Raw genomic sequence first — 18619 nt, forward strand, 5'->3', positions numbered from 1 at the left:
TTTGTAGTCTGTTTATCTGTACATCGGCTCAGGCATTTGTCTGGACCGCCTTAACACATTCACGGCGGCGATGACGAGCGCCATAAACACCCAATGGAAAAATAAATTTGAAACAGAGCTTGGGCTGATACTTGATACCAGGAAACTGACCATAGCGGTAATAAGCCCTTCTGTGATCAGTTTTGACTGATTTTCTAATTTTCTTTCATAAAACTTGTAAAGCACCCATATAAGGTAGGCATAAATGGACAGATATCCCAGCATGATGAACAAGCCAAAATTAGCAAGGATTTCAACGAGCCAGTTATGCACCTCTGCCACATTGTCCGTATCATATAAAGCATAATGCTCAAGATAATAGGATACATTTCCTGCCCCGACTCCGAATCCGTATGAATCCAGGAAGAAATGCCAAGCGTTTTTCAGCAGATTGGCCCGGGCCACATTTGATGGAAGCCTGTCATGAAATGAATGCAGCGTCTGCGGGGCCAGAAACAGCTCCCAAAACTTCGAATACATTTTGCTGGCGAAAAGAACTGCGAAAAGAGCAATTCCCGCCACCGACAGCCAGATGGCCATTTTCTTTAAAATAGGCGGCAAAACAATGAAAATGTAAACTGCAACACCTGCAAAAATCCCCAGAAGACTGGCTCTTGAACCAGTAGCAAAAATTAAATACAACGCACAGAGCGAGAGCACAAGGCCAATCGCCTTGATGTATCCATTCTTACTGTTTTTCATCATCGTGATGTAAAAAAAGAAGCTGATCGATAAAAAGGTCGCAAAGTCATTTTGATTAAAAAAGACTGATGTCGGATAATGCTGCTTATACTCCGGTCCGCTGTATAATGTGGAACTCGCAAGATGATGGTGGGTGATATGATTGTAAAAACCAATGATCATCAGAAATACTGTCATCACCAGCCAAATGGCATAAACAATCATCAGCCGCTCGATTTTTTGCACGTACATGACAATGAGATAAATGAAGAAAATGCCCATTGCCAATAAGGCCAAATATTTGAGTCCGGCTGTTACCGATTTGGCCCACAGCAGAGAAACAAGGCCGTATATAAACCAAAAGGCGAAAAAGAGCAATATCCCTTTCACTTGCAGCCCATTCCATCTTTCGATATGGGTACGATTCCGAACCATGCCAATAATGTGAAGGCACCCGGCGGCAATGAGTAGAAGCCTGTAAAGGAACAAACTGAAAAATCCAAGATGAATGGCGAAAAATGCATTATTTAAAAAAGTGCAGGCGATCAAAATATAGATTACAGCCATAAAGAGCCGTTCTTTTGTTGTAAATGCGGTTGCAAGCGCCAGCGCGAACAGACCAATTGCCAACACCGCAAGCACAGCGGCCATCTGCACGAAACCTATATCTTTATGGATAGCTCCCACTAATAGAACGACTCCTAATATAGCAGCGGCCAGTAACGCTAGCGTATGGACCGCTGATCGTTTGATACTCACATGTTTAACCCCTTTCCTGATGTTTCAGGAGCCGGCGGCCGAGCCTAGCAGCCGGCAGCTTCAGCCAAGTAATACTTTTTCTTTTTATAAATTGACGCTCCCAAAGTCTTTAGCCAATTCCTCAAGCGGCAAACCCGGAAAATACTTGTCAGAGGGTTCCGTTCCTCGAACAGCGGGACGGCCGATAGAGTGGTAAATGTATCCGGCTGCCTGCATCTCTTCAAGTGAAAATAAATTTCTGCCGTCGATGATGATGGGCTGTTTTAAGAGGGTTTTCACTTTCACAAGCTCCATTTCTTTTACTTCCGGCCAGTCTGTTAAGATGAGACATGCATCTGTCTGCTCAATCGCAGCATACACATCTGTGTAATACTCGACCTGTTCGCCAAGGATTGCTGAAGCTTCAGGAATGGCAATCGGATCGTATGCTTTTACATGGGCGCCCAGCTGCTGCAGCATCGGGATAATATCAAGCGCTGGAGCAGATCTCACATCGTTCGTATTCGGTTTGAAGGCCAATCCAAGGACTGAAATGGTTCTTCCCTTGATGCTTCCCATAACAGTCAAAAGTTTATCTACAATATGAACACGCTGCTTTTCGTTCGTTTCAATGACAGCTTCAATGAGCTTGAATGGATAGCCGGCCGATTTTGCGATTTGCAGCAGCGCAGTTGTATCCTTAGGGAAGCATGAACCGCCAAACCCAATACCAGCTTTAAGGAACTTTCTGCCGATCCGGCTGTCAAGCCCAACGCCATCAGCAACCTTTGAAACGTCTGCGCCGACTCGCTCACAGATGTTTGCAATATCGTTGATAAAGGAAATCTTTGTTGCCAGAAATGCGTTCGCAGCGTATTTAATCATTTCTGCACTTTCTAGATTTGTTTTAATGACAGGAGCATGGAATGGCTGATGCAGATCCTCAATGATGGCAGCGGCTTTATGACTTGTTGAACCAATCACGGCACGCTCCATATTCATCGTGTCATGAATTGCTGATCCCTCCCGAAGAAATTCAGGGTTAGATACAACATCAAAAGAGTATCTTCCCCTTGAGGCTTTTTGAACGATAGATTGCACCAGTTTCCCTGTTCCGACCGGGACTGTGCTTTTATTTACGATCACTTTGTAGCCGTTAAGATGCTCACCGATTGTTTTCGCCGCCGCTTTTACGTACGTTAAATCAGCTTCACCTGTTTTTGACATAGGCGTTCCGACTGCAATATATATAATATCTGAGGCTCGAATGGCGGACGGGATATCGTTCGTAAAGGTCAGGCGCTGACCCAGCACATTTTTTTCAACTAAGTCTGCAAGCCCTGGTTCATAGATTGGGATTACTCCATTTTTCAGACTTCTGATTTTTGATTCGTCGATATCACAGCAAACAACTTTATTGCCGATTTCCGCAAAGCAAGTGCCTGACACGAGTCCCACATAACCTGTTCCAATCACAGCTATTTTTTTCACAGCGCTCATCCCTCTCCTGTAAAATGATCTTCCTATTTATATTGGTCGCAGTTTCTGACGATTAAACGGACGTTTTCATGACCGTCTGATACTGATGATGCAAGGCCTTGGCATTTTTTCCTGCGTCAAATTGAGCCTGCACAGTTTCATACAAATCATCTGCCACTTCCGGCTTCCATACTTGCTCATGTTCGTACCGAGTGATCGCTTCCGCCAAGGCTTGAGCGGATTTTGGCTTAATCAGCAGATGCTGGTGCTTTCCGAATAAAGATGCCACTCCGCCAACATCTGTACAGATGACAGGAATCCTTAACGCCAGCGCCTCAATTACAACAGTCGGCATTCCCTCACTGTAAGAAGGAAGCACGAATAGGTCTGCCGCAAGCAAATAGTCTCTTACCTGATGATTTGGGACTTGGCCTGTGACGATATGCCCCTTCTGCGTCAGCATCAATTTTGCGGGACCATCCCCAACAAAGACTGCCTGAGGAGGGTCCTGCAGGGATTCGATGGCTTCGGACAGTTCAAAAATGCCTTTCTCCCTGACCAGCCGGCCGACATAGACAGCCAGACGCTGATCGAGTGGCAGCCCGAGTTTTTTTCTGAGTTCTTCTTTCGTCTGCTCATTTTCCTGAAAGCGGCTGAGCTGTATGCCGATCGGCAAAACCGAGCTGTCAAAGCCCGAAAGCTTTTTGGCTTCTTCCTGAAGTTTGTGGCTGACTGCTAAAACGGCTGACGCTGAACCTACGGCACGCTTGAAGGCTTTAAACGCTCCTTTGCTGTAATGCGGATAGACATTCACATCACTGCCATGCAAGGTCAGGACATAAGGAATTCGCATTGACTCTGACACGACTGCCGCAGCCCCGCCCGATGGCATGGCAAAATGCGCATGGATCAGATCCGGATTTAGGTCGCGTTGTTTCATGGTTTTTATAACCGCTGATGCAATTCTCCGGTGAGGCTGCGCCCACTTCAGCTGGCCGGGAACTGCCCGGTAGAAAGGCCGGTAAACCGGTATCCCCTTCCTAATCTCATACTCCGGTCTGGCATCCTTTTTACGATATGTCTTTTTCAGCATACGGACAGGTGCTGAATGAAAAGGCCTTGGGCATATCACAGTGATATCAAGCCCGAGTTTCTGCAGCTCTTGCACCTGTGTCTCATGGAACACACCTTCACCAGGTTTCAGACTGCTCGGATATACGCTTGTGATCCACAAAATCTTCATGACAAACGTCCTTTTCTTAGTAGTTTGCTTTTCATTTGAGGGTACGCTTTTACCAAAAGAAAGAGATAGCACAGCGCCCCGGCCGCAACTGAAATGGCCAGCCGCATTTCTGCCTGCATACTGAAGTGTTCCGTACTCAGGCTTACACCAAACGCGATGATGCCCATCGCCGCAGTAATCAGAAACGGCTTCATAATCGACTGGAAATAAGCTGAAAGGTTAAGCTTGATGACATATGCCAAAAGCCAGCGCCCGATCAGGAAATTAACAACGCTGATAATGGCATACACCCATGCGACTGTCAGCAGGCTTCCCGTCTGTACAGCTGCAAACAGTGATAAGCCGTACAGCAGCAGCACGCCGGAATCCCAATAAAACGCTAAGTCAGCTCTTCCTTTAGCCAGCAGCACAGATCCATTTGGATTCATAAGCACTCTTAGTATTCCGACAATCGCCAGAACATTTAGGATCGGAACAGCAGCAAGCCATTTTTCTCCGAAAACCGCTGTGATAAAAGCGTCGGACACAGATACGAGCCCGATTAACAGCGGAAACGAAACAAGCGCCAGCATTTTTGTCATATTCAGAAAGCCTTCTCTGATCACGCTGTTTTCATATTTGTTTTTTGCGAAAACAGGGAATGCCACCCGTGTGACAATCGGATTGATCTTCAAAACCGGAATGGTGACTATCTGATAGGCGAGGTTATAAATCCCCAATGCTTCAGCACCAATAAACCGGCCGATCAAAATCATATCGATATTAGCTCCCAGCCTGTTCACAAGACGGGATGAAAGCTGAAAGGCTCCAAAAGAAAAGAACTCCTTCATGCCTCTCAAATCAAAAACAAAAGCAGGATGCCACTTTTTCCGGTATACGGCCCAATATAAAATCCCTTTACTGGACTGGAGCAGGACCTGAGAAATGACGTACGCCAAAATCGCATCCATCATAAAAACCGCAATCGCTAAATATCCGAATGACAATACATTTGAAAAAATCTCTATTTTGCTTAACGTATTAAAATGCAGCTGCTTTTGCAGTATATACTGGTACTGCTGTCCAATCGGCGCGATCAAAAACATAATCGCCAGAATCCGAACTAGAAACACCAGCTCTTCTCTTTGATAAAATCCCGCAATGACAGGACTGCTCACATATAAAAGAACAAACAGCAAAACGCCCGTCATAATGTTAAGCCAATACAATGTGGACAGCTGACGCTCCGTCGCGTCGTCTCTCTGAATTAACGCTGCGCCAAAACCCATATCAAGCACAATCTGGGCGAAAACTGTAACCGTTGTGATCATGCCGACGAGCCCAAATTCTGTTAAGGTCATCATATTTCCAAGCAGGGCAAACTGAACAATTTGTATGATTGTAATACACATAGTTGAAATACTTGTCCACTTTGCGCCGCTCATAATTTGTTTTGTAATACTTGGCATCATATTCCCTACTTCTTTTTAAGCTCAGATTGATGGTGAATACCGGCATTCCATTTTATCTTGCACCATCACCTGTCCAGACTACTTTACAAGTTTTTAACATAATTTTTAATTCTAAAGTGAAAGTCAGGTTGCGAATGTAATATAAATCAAATATCAGCTTTTCCTTCGGCGTCATATCGTAACCGCCGTTCACCTGAGCCCAGCCGCTCAATCCCGGTTTAACAGCCAGACGCTGCGTAAAGCCCGGAATCTCATTCTGGAATTTTTCCGTAAAAACGGGACGTTCCGGACGAGGGCCAATCATACTCATATCGCCTTTCAGCACATTAAACAGCTGAGGAAGCTCGTCAATTCTCGTTCTTCTGATAAAAGCTCCGATCCTTGTCACCCGCGGATCTTGCTTCTGCGCCCAAACCGCACCAGACTTCTCGGCATCTATTTTCATGGAACGAAGCTTATAAAGCTTAAATGGTTTTCCGCCTTTCCCTACGCGTTCCTGCGTATAAATGGCAGGCCCCGGCGTCTCCAAACAAATCAATATTGAAAATACCGCAATCATTGGCAGCGCAATCGCCAACCCAATGAGCGCAAACCAAATATCCATTACGCGCTTTATAGCCAAATAACGAGCCGTCTTTTCAGATAATGTAAAAGAATGTATTTGCTGAACTGAGAATTCACGACTCACATTCATGCTTTTCTCTGCACTCACTGACACACACCTCACGATTTGTTTGGGATGTTATGATGACCTATGCCAGTCAGTTTAGCAGACGGATGTTAATTGGATGTAAATGGTATGTTAAGAAGTGTGAATTTGTTATTTTTTCTGACATTTATCCGTAAACTTTTTATTGTTTTAGACACTTTTTTTAAAAATTAAGCATATTGTATAAAAAAAGAGACAAATCATTTTACTGATTTGTCTCTCTTTTCATTGTGAAGCATTTAATATTGAAAATAAAATTTTGATTTAGAGGTTAACAGCTTGTACTGAACTTCAACCATTTTATTGAAGAATAACATGGATTTTCGTTCTACACTTTTTGTGCCTAGGATAATTGCTTGGTTATCCACTTTTGCACTGATTTTATTTTGAGAAGTGTTTATCGCAAATTCAATTAATCGCTCTTTCTTTACATGAGCTAGCTGTTCAAGCAAACTCTGCACGTTTACCGTCAATTTTGTGCAATGAGGCTCCAAATCAATACGCTTTACTGGTAATGATATTTCAGACTGTCCGGTATTCACAATGATTTTTGAATGATGTGGCAAACAAATTTGCTTATCTTTAAAAATAAATGATAAGTCTTTTGATTCTGTTTCATATGAAAGTTCCGCTTCTGTATAGGCATGTTTCTTTATATCAATCGAAAGATTATCGTAGTTCATTGTGAAATATGGTCTTGCACTGAAGACAAACAACGCATTATGCCCTAAATACATCGTGTTTGTTGAATACTTGTACGCAGCACGCTTGTTTCCGATTCTCGCCCGTAATTTGTAGCCATCTATCGACGATTCAATAAAGAAATCCCAAACGCCTAAATCTTCTTCTGCAGATGCCAGTTCATCAAACTTGCACTCAAATGTAAATGTTGAATTTTCGTACTTAGCCGGCGCAATGTATTTTTCCGCCTTTGTATCACGATGAACAAATACTCCTGTCAGAGACTGATTTTGATTCGTTTCATCATCCAACAATTTGTGTTTAATGGTTCCTTGAATGCTGAGGCTGTGATCGCTAAATTCAATATTCTGCAGATAATGTTCAAGCTTATTTTTATAATTTACTTTTAATAACTCTTCAGAAATTTGATAGCGTTCTAAGCTCGGATAACGTGCAATTAAATCCCCGTTATTTACAACACAGAACTTTTTAATGTCTTGTTCTTCACGCTCATACTGGGTTAACCCTTGCAAATCATTATTCCGAATAAACAGCAGCCGCAACTTGATATGCGGAAGCACAAATTGGTCAGCCTCTTCAGGTACTGCATGAATAAATGAGGACAAATATTTAAACCATTCAGCTCTTTCTTCATCGGTCTTCATTTTTATTGTGACATTTTTTGTCCGTGAAAAATCGAAATGCCTGTTTAAAAATACTGCCATCAGTTTAATTTTTCTTGCTTCTTCCAGATCACTAGCCTTGATGGCAGATACAATATCTTCCATTGCTCCATAAAAGTTCTCTGGCGGAACATAAGCAACACTCATATGTTCACCATCTCTTTTGACCAGATAGTAATAATCATAGTCAGCTGAAACAGAAATCTTCTTTGCTTTTAAATAAGCGTTCATTGTGAAGACTTGATCTTCCGCTGCTTTTATGTGAGTAGGGAAGGTAATTTTATTTTCTTTTAAAAGTGAGGCTTTAAACAGTTTTTGAGGTCCCAATGTAAAAACAATTTTGGAATCAACCAAATCAACATCCGGGTTCGTTTCCTTAAACATTGATTTGGGAACACCTCGGCCGTTTATCCCTTTTAACTTTCCTAATGTAATATCTGATTGATTCTCTTTTGAGAAATTGTACCATCTTAACAATGCTTCATTGCCTAGATAGTCATCGGAATCAACAAATAGAATGTATTCACCCTTAGCAATTTTTATTGCATCATTCCGAGGGGCACCTGGACCGCCTGAATTTACTGTTCTTTCAATAACAACTACATTTTCATATTTCTGTTTATATTGATTCAAAATGTCTAAAGATGAATCCGTAGATTTATCATCAACACATATAATCTCATAATCCTCTTTTGGCATCGTTTGATTAACTAAACTGTCAAGACATTCGGAAATAAGATCTTCTGAATTATATACAGGGATAACAATGCTTATTTTCATCGATTACCTCACTACCCTAATGGATCGGTTATATTTTTGCCAGATAATTATATCAAAAACATCTGTCAATAAGAATAGGCCGAACCTTAAATTTTGTTAAACTTTTACATAGCATGTATGCTTTAAAATTTTTCTCATTTTATCGTATAAAAAAGCTTGCCGGCAATTCCTGATAGGTTCTGCCGGCAAGCCGCCTTATTCCTTATTAATAATAGCCAATAATTCCATCATATATTGCTTGAGCTGCTTTTTCTTGGTACAAAGCGCTCTTTAACTTACTTGCGTCGTTTACATTTGATATGAATGCCAGCTCCGCTAAACTGCTCGGCATCGTTGATTCTCTGATCACATGGAAATTCCCGATTCTCACGCCTCGGTTTTGCGTATTGAGCGCCTTGTAGAGCCTATTTTGAATTTCAGTCGCAAGCCGTTTGCTGTTTTCTGACTCATACTTTGTATAATAGTAGGTTTCAGTACCTGTTGCTGCTGGGCTCGCTGAATTGGCGTGAATGCTCACAAACAGATTTGCATTATTGCTTTTTGCTTTTGCAACCCGCTCAGAAAGCTCTAAGAAAACATCTGTAGATCTGGCCATAATCGGAATTGCTCCGCCATTGGAAAGTTTGCTGTTTACAAGCTTAGCAACGGCAAGGTTAATGTCCTTCTCCTTTAATCCGTTACCGATCGCTCCGCTGTCATAACCACCATGTCCTGCATCCACAAATACCTTTTTGCCAACAATCACATTTTTCAGCTGGTTCACAACATTTGTGGTAACTGAAATGGTTCCCCCAAGCACAGTGAAAGTATTCTTGCTGTTTGATCCGATGACTGTTCTTGTCGCAGTCGGCAGAGAACCGGCGTCAGTAAATAGCATTGGCCGATTTTGCTTCGCCGCCAGAACAGAACCCGCTAATGCATCGGCATATTGATAGCCATTGCTGACAAATGCGGCTTTAGATGAAGAATAATATTTTTTCGCTATGTTTGCAGCCACTTCAAAACGGCTGTTTCCGCCGATTCTTGTTGGTGAAGGAAGCTGGCTGTAAACATTTTTAGAGACACTGATTTCTCCTCCGACCACAATAGTCGATGATGTCCCTTTGCTGTTCATCGCACTTTTCGTTGGTGCAGGAATGGAGCTTGCAGTAGTCAGTAAAATTGGAATGCCGTTACGTGCAGCATAAGAACCGATTGCCAGACTGTCAGCATATGCCGTTCCATTTGCGATTACCGCTTTTGAATTTGAAGACAATTTTTTAGAAATATTTTGGGCAACTTCGTAGCGGCTTCTTCCGCCGATCCGTTCCACATTGGAAACACCCAATTTTTTAATGTCACTTACTACATTGTCAGAAACACTGATTGTCCCGCCAATGACGATGACCTTGCTCGGTTTAAGCTGGCTGATTCTGTCTTTAGTCGGTGTAGTCAGTTTAGATGATTCCGTCAATAAAATTGGGGCATTGTATTTATAAGCCATAGGAGCAGCAGTTAATACATCTGCATACGCTGTTCCGTTTGCCAAAACAACCGTGCTAGCACTGCTCCAGCCTTGTTTTGAAACATTCACAGCAACCTCATATCTGCTTGCTCCATCCAGCCTTGTAACAGAGTTGGCCGCAAACGCATTTGGTACAAATAACACGACTCCTAGTATCAGCATGGGTATGCTTTTAAGAAAGATCCGCAAAGATAGTCCCTCCAAAGATTGATAATGATTCAAAAATCAAATAACGAACGAAGGAGGCATCTCGCCTCCTTGGACTTCTATCAATCTTTTAATAGCTTGATAGAGTTGTTCCCGGATAGTAAAAACTTAAAATCGCTGTATAAGATTGTCCGGCCGCTGCTCTGGCATTGGCTCCGTACTGACTCATGCCTATGCCGTGTCCGTATCCTTTACCGCTAATAATAAAAGCGCTCGTATTGCTTGAGACAGAAGCGTATGTACTCTTCATATTTGAAGCGCCAAGCATCGTTCTCAGCTCTGTTGCAGGTACAGTAATTGTTGCTGTTTTTTCACTGAGGCTTCCATTTGAGAGAATGTAGCCATTTGATTTTTCTTTCACGAAATATGAGAATGTGACGCTTGCTGTTTCCGGCCGCTGACCGGCAGTTTTCTCCGTGCTGAATTTCACACTGGATATTTTCGTGATTTTGATAGACTCGGCATTGCTGTATTTATTTTTAATAAACCAGTTTTTCAAACCGCTCAAATATGCTGAGTTTGTTTCATTTTTAGAGCTCCACCAAGATCCAGGGCTTTTCAGATTCAGAGTGTTTTTATCAATCTGGGTTTTATTTAAAGACAGAGACCAGCTGATTTGCGGGTCGTATGTATCTTTTTTGGCGATTAAATAAGGAAGCTGGCTGCTCCACACCTCACCGCTCGCTTCTGTAAAGCCGCCATTGCTTGAGGAATACGTAGCTGAAATCAAATTCCCATTGTATTTCAAAACTTTTCCTTTTGTAGCTTCAATGACTTCTGAAGTTTTCGAGTTCCAGTCATATCCTCCATATACCTGAAAAGCAGTGGTGTCTTGTACTTCTTTTCCGGCCGAATTGATGGAATAAGTTCTCGCTGCGACAGCTTGGGCTTTAAGCGCTTCTTTCTGCCAGCTAGCCGGCATTTCATGAGGAACAACACCCTTTAAATAATCTTCAAAGGGGATATTCACATTGATCGGACGAATATATTTGCCTGACTCTATTGTGAATTTCATGTTTCCGAGATATGGCGTTCCATTCAGACTGATAGAATTTGTAGTTGTATATTTTTTAGAATTTGCTGTGAAAGAAGTTCCTAGCGTCTTGATTGCAGTGCTGTTTTTATAAAGCACCAGATTTCCTCCGGATAACTTGACTGTATAGCCAGTTCCTGCAAAAGTATCTGCCAGTTTGTTCTTTAGCGTATCACTGATGGAGATGCTTCCTCCAAGCAGAGCAAATGACTGAGTTCCTTTTGAGGCCACTACATCAGCGACTGGCGACGGCAGACTGCCTGCTTCAACCAGCAGTAAAGGGCTTCCCTGCTTTGCTGCAAGCACAGACCCCGTCAATGCATCCGCAAATGTTTGACCATTTGACATAAATACCTTTGTTGCTTTCATATTTAATTCTTTTACGATATTGGCAGATACCTCATATCGGGACACCCCGCCAATCCGTTTCACAGTTGCCTGCTTTTTTAATGTAGCTTCCACGCCAGTGCTGACACTCAACGGACCGCCGACAATCGTAACCTTGCTTGGAATTTTGTAATCACTGCGGATGTTATTGTCTCCCGCAAGTAAAATCGGATAACCGTTCATTGCAGCATATGGCGCGATGGACAGGGCATCCGTAAAAACCATGCCTGTGGCCACTACTGCCTGGCTGTAATTCCCCATCCGATCGGCTATGTTTTTAGAAACCTCGTAACGGGTGGCTCCGCCAATCCGATCGATAGAACCATATTTTTTTAATGTGTTTTCTACATTTTTAGAAACACTGATTGTCCCGCCAATGATGAGAATATTGTCAGGATTTAATTTTGCAATTTCGCTTTCTGTTTTTGGTGTTAGCGAATCTGCGTCTGTTAATAAAATCGGTGCATCGTACTTTTTAGCAAGCGGTGTTGCTGAGAGCGCATCTGCAAAAGCATCCCGATTCACAATGACCACAGTCGTTGGGTTTGTCCACCCGGCAGAAGCTACATTATTGGCAACATCGAAACGGGTGGCTCCTCCATATCGCTCCGTATCCGCTATTCGTGAGCCGGGAATTTCATAGCCGCCTGTGATATCGACATCCAAACTTGATTTGCTGCCTACATAATTACTCAGCTTAACCGAAATGGTTTTATCAGCGGCTTTCGCAGACTGCATAAACGCCGGACATGCTATAGCCGCCGCTGTGACTGATGATAGAAGCAAGAGCTTCATTTTTTTCAAAACATGGAACCCCCTAAGAGTTTTTTATTACTTTGTCTCAAGATCCTTAAGCATTAAAGCGCCATTTGAATCTTTTGTATATTTGACAACAACTTTTTGCCCTTCCGAAATGCTGTTCATTTTGTCCTGAAGGTCTGAACCAACCTGAATCGAAGTCTCTTTATCATCAATAGTAACTGCAATCGTATGGCTGTCCGCCAAACCGGCAAAAGTGCCTTCCTTCGTTACAGTCTCTTCTGCAGACGTATCCTGGCTGTCTGAATTTGTTTCTGCTCCTGATGAGTTCTGAGCTGTGCCGCACGCAGACAAAAGAAGCAGCATTGAGAACATTAAAATAGCAATTTTTTTCATTCCTATATCACCTCTCCACTTTTTATCGACAATTTTAAGCTTATTTTAAGATTTCTTTCAAAACAACGAAAAGTTTTTGCGGATTTTCTTAAAATACCGAAACATTTGTTACAAGCAGCCGTCTATTGTAAAGAATCAGACAAATTTTAGTTGTTTTCAAATATTAAGAAACTTATAATCGTACTAGATTACAAAAAAGTGAGGACTTTATAATGAGAGCTGAAAAAAGAAAGAAAAAAAGAAAGGCATTACTTGTCATTTTAGCCATTGTGGCCGTATTTGTACTCGGAACTGGCGGCTATGCATACTACTTATGGCATAAAGCAGCATCAACCGTGGCAAGTATTCATGAAAGCATTGATAAATCGAAAAAGAGGGATAAAGAGGTCAGTATCAATAAAAAGGATCCTTTTTCCGTCTTAATCATGGGTGTGGATGAACGCGACGGCGATAAAGGCCGTGCCGATACGCTCATTTATATGACCGTTAACCCAAAAACGAATACAACCGACATGGTCAGCATTCCTCGTGACACGTATACAAAAATTATCGGAAAAGGCACAATGGATAAAATCAACCATTCATATGCTTTCGGCGGCACGCAGATGACGGTTGACACGGTTGAGAACTTCCTCGATGTTCCAGTTGATTATTTTGTAAAAGTGAACATGGAAAGCTTTAGAGACGTTGTTGATACACTTGGCGGCGTCACAGTAAACAGCACATTCGCGTTCAGCTATGACGGTTATTCGTTCGGCAAAGGAGAAATCACGCTGAACGGAAAAGAAGCGCTCGCTTATACCCGGATGAGAAAAGAGGATCCGAGAGGCGATTTCGGGCGCCAGGACCGACAGCGACAAGTCATAGAAGGAATCATTAATAAAGGCGCAAATATTTCATCCATCACGAAATTCGGAGATATGTTTAAAGTCGTTGAAAATAATGTGAAAACGAACTTGACCTTCGATGACATGTGGGATATCCAATCCGATTACAAAGGCGCGCGTAAAAAGATTAAACAGCACGAACTGAAAGGCACAGGCACGAAAATCAATGGAATTTACTACTACCAAGCTGATGAAAGCGCCCTTTCCGATATCACAAAAGAGCTGAAGGAAAGCCTCGAAAAGTAAAACAAAAAAGAAGCTTCGCACAATGTGCAAAGCTTCTTTTTTTATTTGCCTGTAAATGAATCCGGATGCTCTTTCCTATACCCGTAATGAAACAGTAATTCTTCCACAATCCGGCGGGAAGCCTCTCCATCTCCATACGGATTAGAAGCGTGGGACATTTTCTTGTACTCATCATGATCAGTTAACAGCTGTTTTGTCAGCTGATAAATGTTTTCTTCATCCGTCCCTGCAAGTTTCAGTGTTCCCGCCTCCACTCCTTCAGGCCGTTCTGTCGTATCACGCAGCACAAGCACCGGCTTTCCGAGAGATGGAGCTTCCTCCTGCACACCGCCCGAATCTGTCAGAATAAAATGCGATTTTGCCGCAAAGTTATGGAAATCAATCACTTCTAACGGTTCAATCAGATGCACTCTGTCCGAATCGCCAAAATGCTTCTGCGCCGCTTCCCGGACAACAGGATTCAGGTGCACAGGGTAAACGACCTGTACATCGTTAAACTCCTCAACAATTCTGCGGATGGCCTTGAACATGTTTTCCATTGGCTCACCCAAATTTTCCCGGCGGTGCGCGGTCAGTAGAATCATCTTATCATCGCCCACCTGATCGAGGACAGGATGTGAATAGCCGTCCCTAACCGTTGTGCGAAGTGCGTCAATCGCTGTGTTTCCCGTTACAAAAATAGAATCGGCTTTTTTATTTTCTTTTAATAAATTGTCTTTCGCCTGGCCTGTCGGGGCAAAATGCAAATCAGCAATCGCTCCTGTCATCTGGCGATTGAGCTCTTCCGGAAATGGGGAATACTTATTCCCTGTACGGAGCCCTGCCTCGACATGGCCGACAGCAATTTGATGATAAAAAGCGGCTAGGCTTCCGGCAAACGTCGTCGTCGTATCACCATGGACAAGCACAATATCGGGTTTGATGTCTTTAAACAGCTCATCCAATTTCACAAGTGCGTTAGACGTAATCTCTGCCAGTGTCTGCCGCTCCTTCATAATGTTCAAATCGAAGTCAGGCTTGATGTGAAACGCATCTAACACCTGATCGAGCATTTGTCTGTGCTGTGCAGTGACCGTTACGTATGAATCTATTTCAGGATATTTTTTCAATTCAAGCACTAGAGGTGCCATCTTGATCGCTTCAGGCCTGGTCCCGAAAACGGTCATAACTTTTAGTTTTTTCATATTGTCACCTGGTTTCTTTGTTTAACGGGCTGTTAGATAGAATTTTGATTGATCTGATTGTATAAATAGGTCTACTTTCTTCTTTATTTTAAAGCACCATAGCTTTTTTTCAATATTTTTACTGCAAAAGTATACACTGACATCCTTTTTCGGAACCAATGTTGTTTTATATGAATTAATGGATAAAACAATATTGGTGTTTTGTAAATAAGCCGGGGCAAACTTTTGCTCAACGAGATTCCGATCAACCTGTATCACTGTCCCATCAGCTGAACTGATTTGATTTTTTATTGGTATTAAAAACTCTTGGTTATTACACTCAAGCAATAATAAGGATTGCTTCGGAAAAAACAATTGGCTTCCAGGGAAGACGAACGTTAAATGCTGGTCCGAATCATTATTTCTGAATTCAACTTTCAGAACTTCCTGCTTTCTGACCTCCACCGACAAATTATCATAGGTTTTAGTAAAGTACGGCCGTGCGCTGAAAGCATATTCCCCGTTATTCCCAATATATTTAGCATGCTTTGAATAGGGATATTTTTCTCTGTTGCTGCCAATTCGGGCGCGTTTTTTATAACCGTCAATCTCTGATTCAATAAAGAAGTCCCAAACTCCAATATCTTCTTCATTAACGGCCAAATCAGTAAACTTCGTGAGAAATTCAAATTCCCCGTTCTTGGAATACACTGGAGAAATGATTTTTTCAGTTTTTCTATCACGGTGCACCCAAATGCCGTATAAAGTTTGCATAGCTTGATGCTCTGGTTGTAAAGCCGTGTGGGTAACCGACCCTCTTAATGTGAAAGTGTTGTCCTTCATTTGAAATTCGCTCACGTAATGACTGATTTTGTTTCTGTCATCAACAATCCGTTCATTCTCTGCCAAATGATATGAGATAAGGCTGGGATAGTTTGCTATGATATGACCATTTTTAACTGACGTATATTGGGCCATATTTTCTTTATCAGCTTCAAACTGCTTTAAACCCTTTAAGTCATTATCACGCACAAAATATAATTTTAACCGCGTATGAGAATGAACAAGTTTATCAATTTCCCGTGGTATATTTTGTTCAACAAAATGATGAAGCTCTGTCATCCATGTTTGCTGCTCTTGTTCATCCTCAATTGTTACGGTAAAGTCCGTTGTTCTAGAAAAATCAAAATGACGATTTAAAAACTTCGCCAAAAACTTCATTTTGCGGTTATGAGAAAGACGGCTATTACGAATCATATCTATGATTACCTTCATTGCGCCATAGTAGCTTTGAGGCGCAACGTATGCAAACGTCATATGCTCGCCGTCATGCTGTACAGCATAGTAATAATCATAATCGGCCAAGACAGAAATTTTGTCCGCTTCTAAATAAGCTTGCATGACAAATACCTGATCCTCCGTAGCCTGTATATTAGAGGGGAAATATATGTCATGCATTCTAAGCAGTGAGACTTTAAAAAGTTTTGTCGGTCCGATTGAGTAAACAAGCGGAGATTTTACAAGATCCGCTTCAGGTTTTGTTTCCTTAAAAATAGCTTGCGGGACCGATCTGCCGTTTACACCAACCATCTTTCCAAGCACAATATCTGAATCGTGCTGTTTTGCAAATTGATACATTCTCTCAAACGCTTCGATTCCTACATAATCATCGGAATCAATAAAAAAAATGTATTCACCGTTCGCAGCACGTATCGCTTGGTTTCGCGGCTCTCCCGGTCCTCCCGAGTTTTTTTCTCGTTCTATAACCGTTATATTAGAATACTGTTCACTGTACTTTTTTAATATTGAAACCGTGCCATCCTGAGAACAATCATCTACACAAATAATTTCGTACTCATTATTCGGCATGGTTTGTTGAACCAGACTATCCAGGCAGCGGGAGATAAAATGTTCTGAGTTGTATGTGGGTACTGCTGCAGTAATTTTCACCATGACACCTCTATCCTTATCCGCTTCTATTTCATTCACAAAAACTCATATAATGAACAAAAACAGTATAAAAATGCACTATTTCGTCATTTCAAATACTTCTTCCCATCTTTCAAATAATCGGGCTTCACTATATTCAGTATCCATTAAGTTCTTTGCATTTTTTCCATATTGAATGGCTTTATCAGGGTTGTCGTACAAATAAATGATACTTTCAGCAAGCATTTCAATATGATCAGGTTCTACAAGCATTCCCGTTTCGTGTTCTTTTATGAGCTCTCTCGGGCTGTATTTCACATCAAAACTGATAACAGGGGTTGCGCACGAAAACGATTCACAAATGGCAAGACTAAACCCCTCAAATTTTGATGTTAATAATGTGGCAAGCGCCTGCTGATAAAATGGAGCAGGATTTGCGACATACCCTTTTAAATGTACATTATCTAACTTGAGATCCTCAATCAATTGCTGGTATTCCTCGTGGCCGGGACCGCTGCCATATATATTAAGGACAATATCTGGCCGGGATTTTTTTACGATTCCCATTGCTTTTATGACCTTATCGATCCCTTTTTCCTCATGATATCTGGCCACCATGACAAACTCGTTTTTCTTTTTTTCATACGTTTGTAATTTTTCCAGCCTTCTTGGTGCATGAGGAATAACAAAAATGTTATTGTTCGACTCAAAATCCTTCATGATATCTTCTTTTTGTTCATTCGTTAATACGATCAGCCCGTCATAATCCTTAATGTGCTCCATCGCATATTGATGATTATTTCGAACTTTGCTGCCTAACGTATAAGGATAATCTAAATGATTTGAGTGAACACAGTAATATCGTTTTGCCAATCCTGCACGCATTTCATTTACTTTTGAAGCACTTCCGACCCCGTCACAGATGATAATAGGGTCCTTTTCTTTCTTACATAACGTTTCAAGCCAATGTGTATGAAACTGGTGCTTATTTTTAAAAAACACAGCTTCCTTTTCATCTCGGCCAAACTGCATAACACCTTGACTGGCCCCTGTTTTAAAATGGTACCATTCTGTTAAATAACAGAAACCGTCGGGTGCTGTGTAGTGAATTTGATTGATTTTTCCGCTTCTTGTATCGAAAATCACAGTTTTATTTACATAACCGCCATGAAAGAATTCTCGCTTTGTCATTTGCATATTTTCATTGAAATGATCTACATATAAAAGGTTATTCGACTCATCCCATTTTTTCTTTTTCATATATAAACCATTCTTGAAGTATTCCGTTTCTAATTTTTCCTCATTATGATACACGGCATATGGTTCTTCAAAGCGATTACGATTTAGCTCAAAATAACTTTGTTGTGCATTCCCGACTTTTATATGCCTATGCTGATTTTTATAATCATCATAAATATTGAGGATATTTACATCAGCATGCAGCCTTCCAGCGCTCTTCAGCACTTTTTCAATCTGATCATAATTCTCCTTATAATCAAGTGTGACCAAATCGATTTTATGGCCGCGCTCCGCAAATGTAAAAGATCTTGACATCATAGAGCTTGTAATGCCGCCTTTTTCAATGTCTATTTCATATATTAGTGAAAAGATCCTTCTCATCTTC

General features: G+C 41.6%; 13 protein-coding genes. 1 reads left to right on the forward strand and 12 read right to left on the reverse strand.

The genetic code is table 11. The features are described 5' to 3' along the window. Nucleotides 1–12: 12 nt before the first annotated feature. The 9 genes from tuaE to JQX68_RS18210 form a co-directional block, all read right to left on the reverse strand. The gene (gene tuaE / locus JQX68_RS18170) at nt 13–1479 is read right to left on the reverse strand and encodes a teichuronic acid biosynthesis protein TuaE (RefSeq protein WP_069838601.1); all 1467 of its coding nucleotides are present in this window, start codon (nt 1477–1479) and stop codon (nt 13–15) included. 84 nt (nt 1480–1563) lie between these two features. Continuing rightward, nucleotides 1564–2949 carry a UDP-glucose 6-dehydrogenase TuaD gene (gene tuaD, locus JQX68_RS18175; RefSeq protein ID WP_082032967.1) on the reverse strand — a complete coding sequence of 462 codons (1386 nt, stop codon included), beginning with the start codon at nt 2947–2949 and terminating at the stop codon, nt 1564–1566. Nucleotides 2950–3010: 61 nt separating this feature from the next. Continuing rightward, complete coding sequence (gene tuaC / locus JQX68_RS18180) at nt 3011–4180, reverse strand: teichuronic acid biosynthesis protein TuaC (RefSeq protein WP_040081654.1); 1170 nt, start codon at nt 4178–4180, stop codon at nt 3011–3013. Further along, nucleotides 4177–5628 carry a teichuronic acid biosynthesis protein TuaB gene (gene tuaB, locus JQX68_RS18185; protein ID WP_147772805.1) on the reverse strand — a complete coding sequence of 484 codons (1452 nt, stop codon included), beginning with the start codon at nt 5626–5628 and terminating at the stop codon, nt 4177–4179. Before tuaB ends, tuaC begins: the two co-directional genes overlap by 4 nt. 55 nt (nt 5629–5683) lie before the next feature. Then, a complete protein-coding gene (locus JQX68_RS18190; protein ID WP_003242561.1) occupies nt 5684–6343 on the reverse strand; it encodes a sugar transferase in 660 nt (219 codons plus the stop codon). A gap of 236 nt (nt 6344–6579) precedes the next feature. Beyond that, nucleotides 6580–8484, reverse strand: a complete 1905-nt coding sequence (tarQ, locus tag JQX68_RS18195) for a (poly)ribitol-phosphate teichoic acid beta-D-glucosyltransferase TarQ (RefSeq protein ID WP_147772597.1) — start codon at nt 8482–8484, stop codon at nt 6580–6582. Nucleotides 8485–8689: 205 nt separating this feature from the next. Next, nucleotides 8690–10177, reverse strand: a complete 1488-nt coding sequence (locus JQX68_RS18200) for an N-acetylmuramoyl-L-alanine amidase (RefSeq protein WP_205440371.1) — start codon at nt 10175–10177, stop codon at nt 8690–8692. Nucleotides 10178–10265: 88 nt separating this feature from the next. After that, on the reverse strand, nt 10266–12419 hold the full coding sequence (locus JQX68_RS18205; RefSeq protein ID WP_147772599.1) for a SpoIID/LytB domain-containing protein: 2154 nt from the start codon (nt 12417–12419) through the stop codon (nt 10266–10268). Nucleotides 12420–12446: 27 nt separating this feature from the next. Further along, nucleotides 12447–12770, reverse strand: a complete 324-nt coding sequence (locus JQX68_RS18210) for a hypothetical protein (RefSeq protein ID WP_014665577.1) — start codon at nt 12768–12770, stop codon at nt 12447–12449. A 212-nt stretch (nt 12771–12982) separates the two neighbouring features. Between JQX68_RS18210 and tagU the strand changes: the two genes are divergently transcribed. Next, nucleotides 12983–13903 carry a polyisoprenyl-teichoic acid--peptidoglycan teichoic acid transferase TagU gene (gene tagU / locus JQX68_RS18215; protein ID WP_103031102.1) on the forward strand — a complete coding sequence of 307 codons (921 nt, stop codon included), beginning with the start codon at nt 12983–12985 and terminating at the stop codon, nt 13901–13903. Between the two features lie 41 nt (nt 13904–13944). Here the strand turns inward: tagU and wecB are convergent, their stop codons facing one another. From wecB to JQX68_RS18230, 3 genes are all read right to left on the reverse strand, one after another. Next, the gene (gene wecB / locus JQX68_RS18220; RefSeq protein WP_040081647.1) at nt 13945–15087 is read right to left on the reverse strand and encodes a non-hydrolyzing UDP-N-acetylglucosamine 2-epimerase; all 1143 of its coding nucleotides are present in this window, start codon (nt 15085–15087) and stop codon (nt 13945–13947) included. Nucleotides 15088–15108: 21 nt separating this feature from the next. Beyond that, nucleotides 15109–17019 carry a glycosyltransferase gene (locus JQX68_RS18225; protein ID WP_147772600.1) on the reverse strand — a complete coding sequence of 637 codons (1911 nt, stop codon included), beginning with the start codon at nt 17017–17019 and terminating at the stop codon, nt 15109–15111. Between the two features lie 75 nt (nt 17020–17094). Continuing rightward, the gene (locus tag JQX68_RS18230) at nt 17095–18615 is read right to left on the reverse strand and encodes a glycosyltransferase (RefSeq protein WP_147772601.1); all 1521 of its coding nucleotides are present in this window, start codon (nt 18613–18615) and stop codon (nt 17095–17097) included. Nucleotides 18616–18619 lie beyond the last annotated feature (4 nt).

It is taken from the genome of Bacillus sp. LJBS06 (assembly GCF_016924995.1).
GTDB lineage: Bacteria > Bacillota > Bacilli > Bacillales > Bacillaceae > Bacillus > Bacillus stercoris.

Bases quoted from the DNA above. Each gene is read 5' to 3' on its own strand.
- JQX68_RS18230 (WP_147772601.1), bottom strand. From the start codon at position 18,615: ATGAGAAGGATCTTTTCACTAATATATGAAATAGACATTGAAAAAGGC.
- wecB (WP_040081647.1), bottom strand. From the start codon at position 15,087: ATGAAAAAACTAAAAGTTATGACCGTTTTCGGGACCAGGCCTGAAGCG.
- tuaC (WP_040081654.1), bottom strand. From the start codon at position 4,180: ATGAAGATTTTGTGGATCACAAGCGTATATCCGAGCAGTCTGAAACCT.
- tagU (WP_103031102.1), top strand. From the start codon at position 12,983: ATGAGAGCTGAAAAAAGAAAGAAAAAAAGAAAGGCATTACTTGTCATT.
- tuaB (WP_147772805.1), bottom strand. From the start codon at position 5,628: ATGCCAAGTATTACAAAACAAATTATGAGCGGCGCAAAGTGGACAAGT.
- JQX68_RS18225 (WP_147772600.1), bottom strand. From the start codon at position 17,019: ATGGTGAAAATTACTGCAGCAGTACCCACATACAACTCAGAACATTTT.
- tarQ (WP_147772597.1), bottom strand. From the start codon at position 8,484: ATGAAAATAAGCATTGTTATCCCTGTATATAATTCAGAAGATCTTATT.
- JQX68_RS18210 (WP_014665577.1), bottom strand. From the start codon at position 12,770: ATGAAAAAAATTGCTATTTTAATGTTCTCAATGCTGCTTCTTTTGTCT.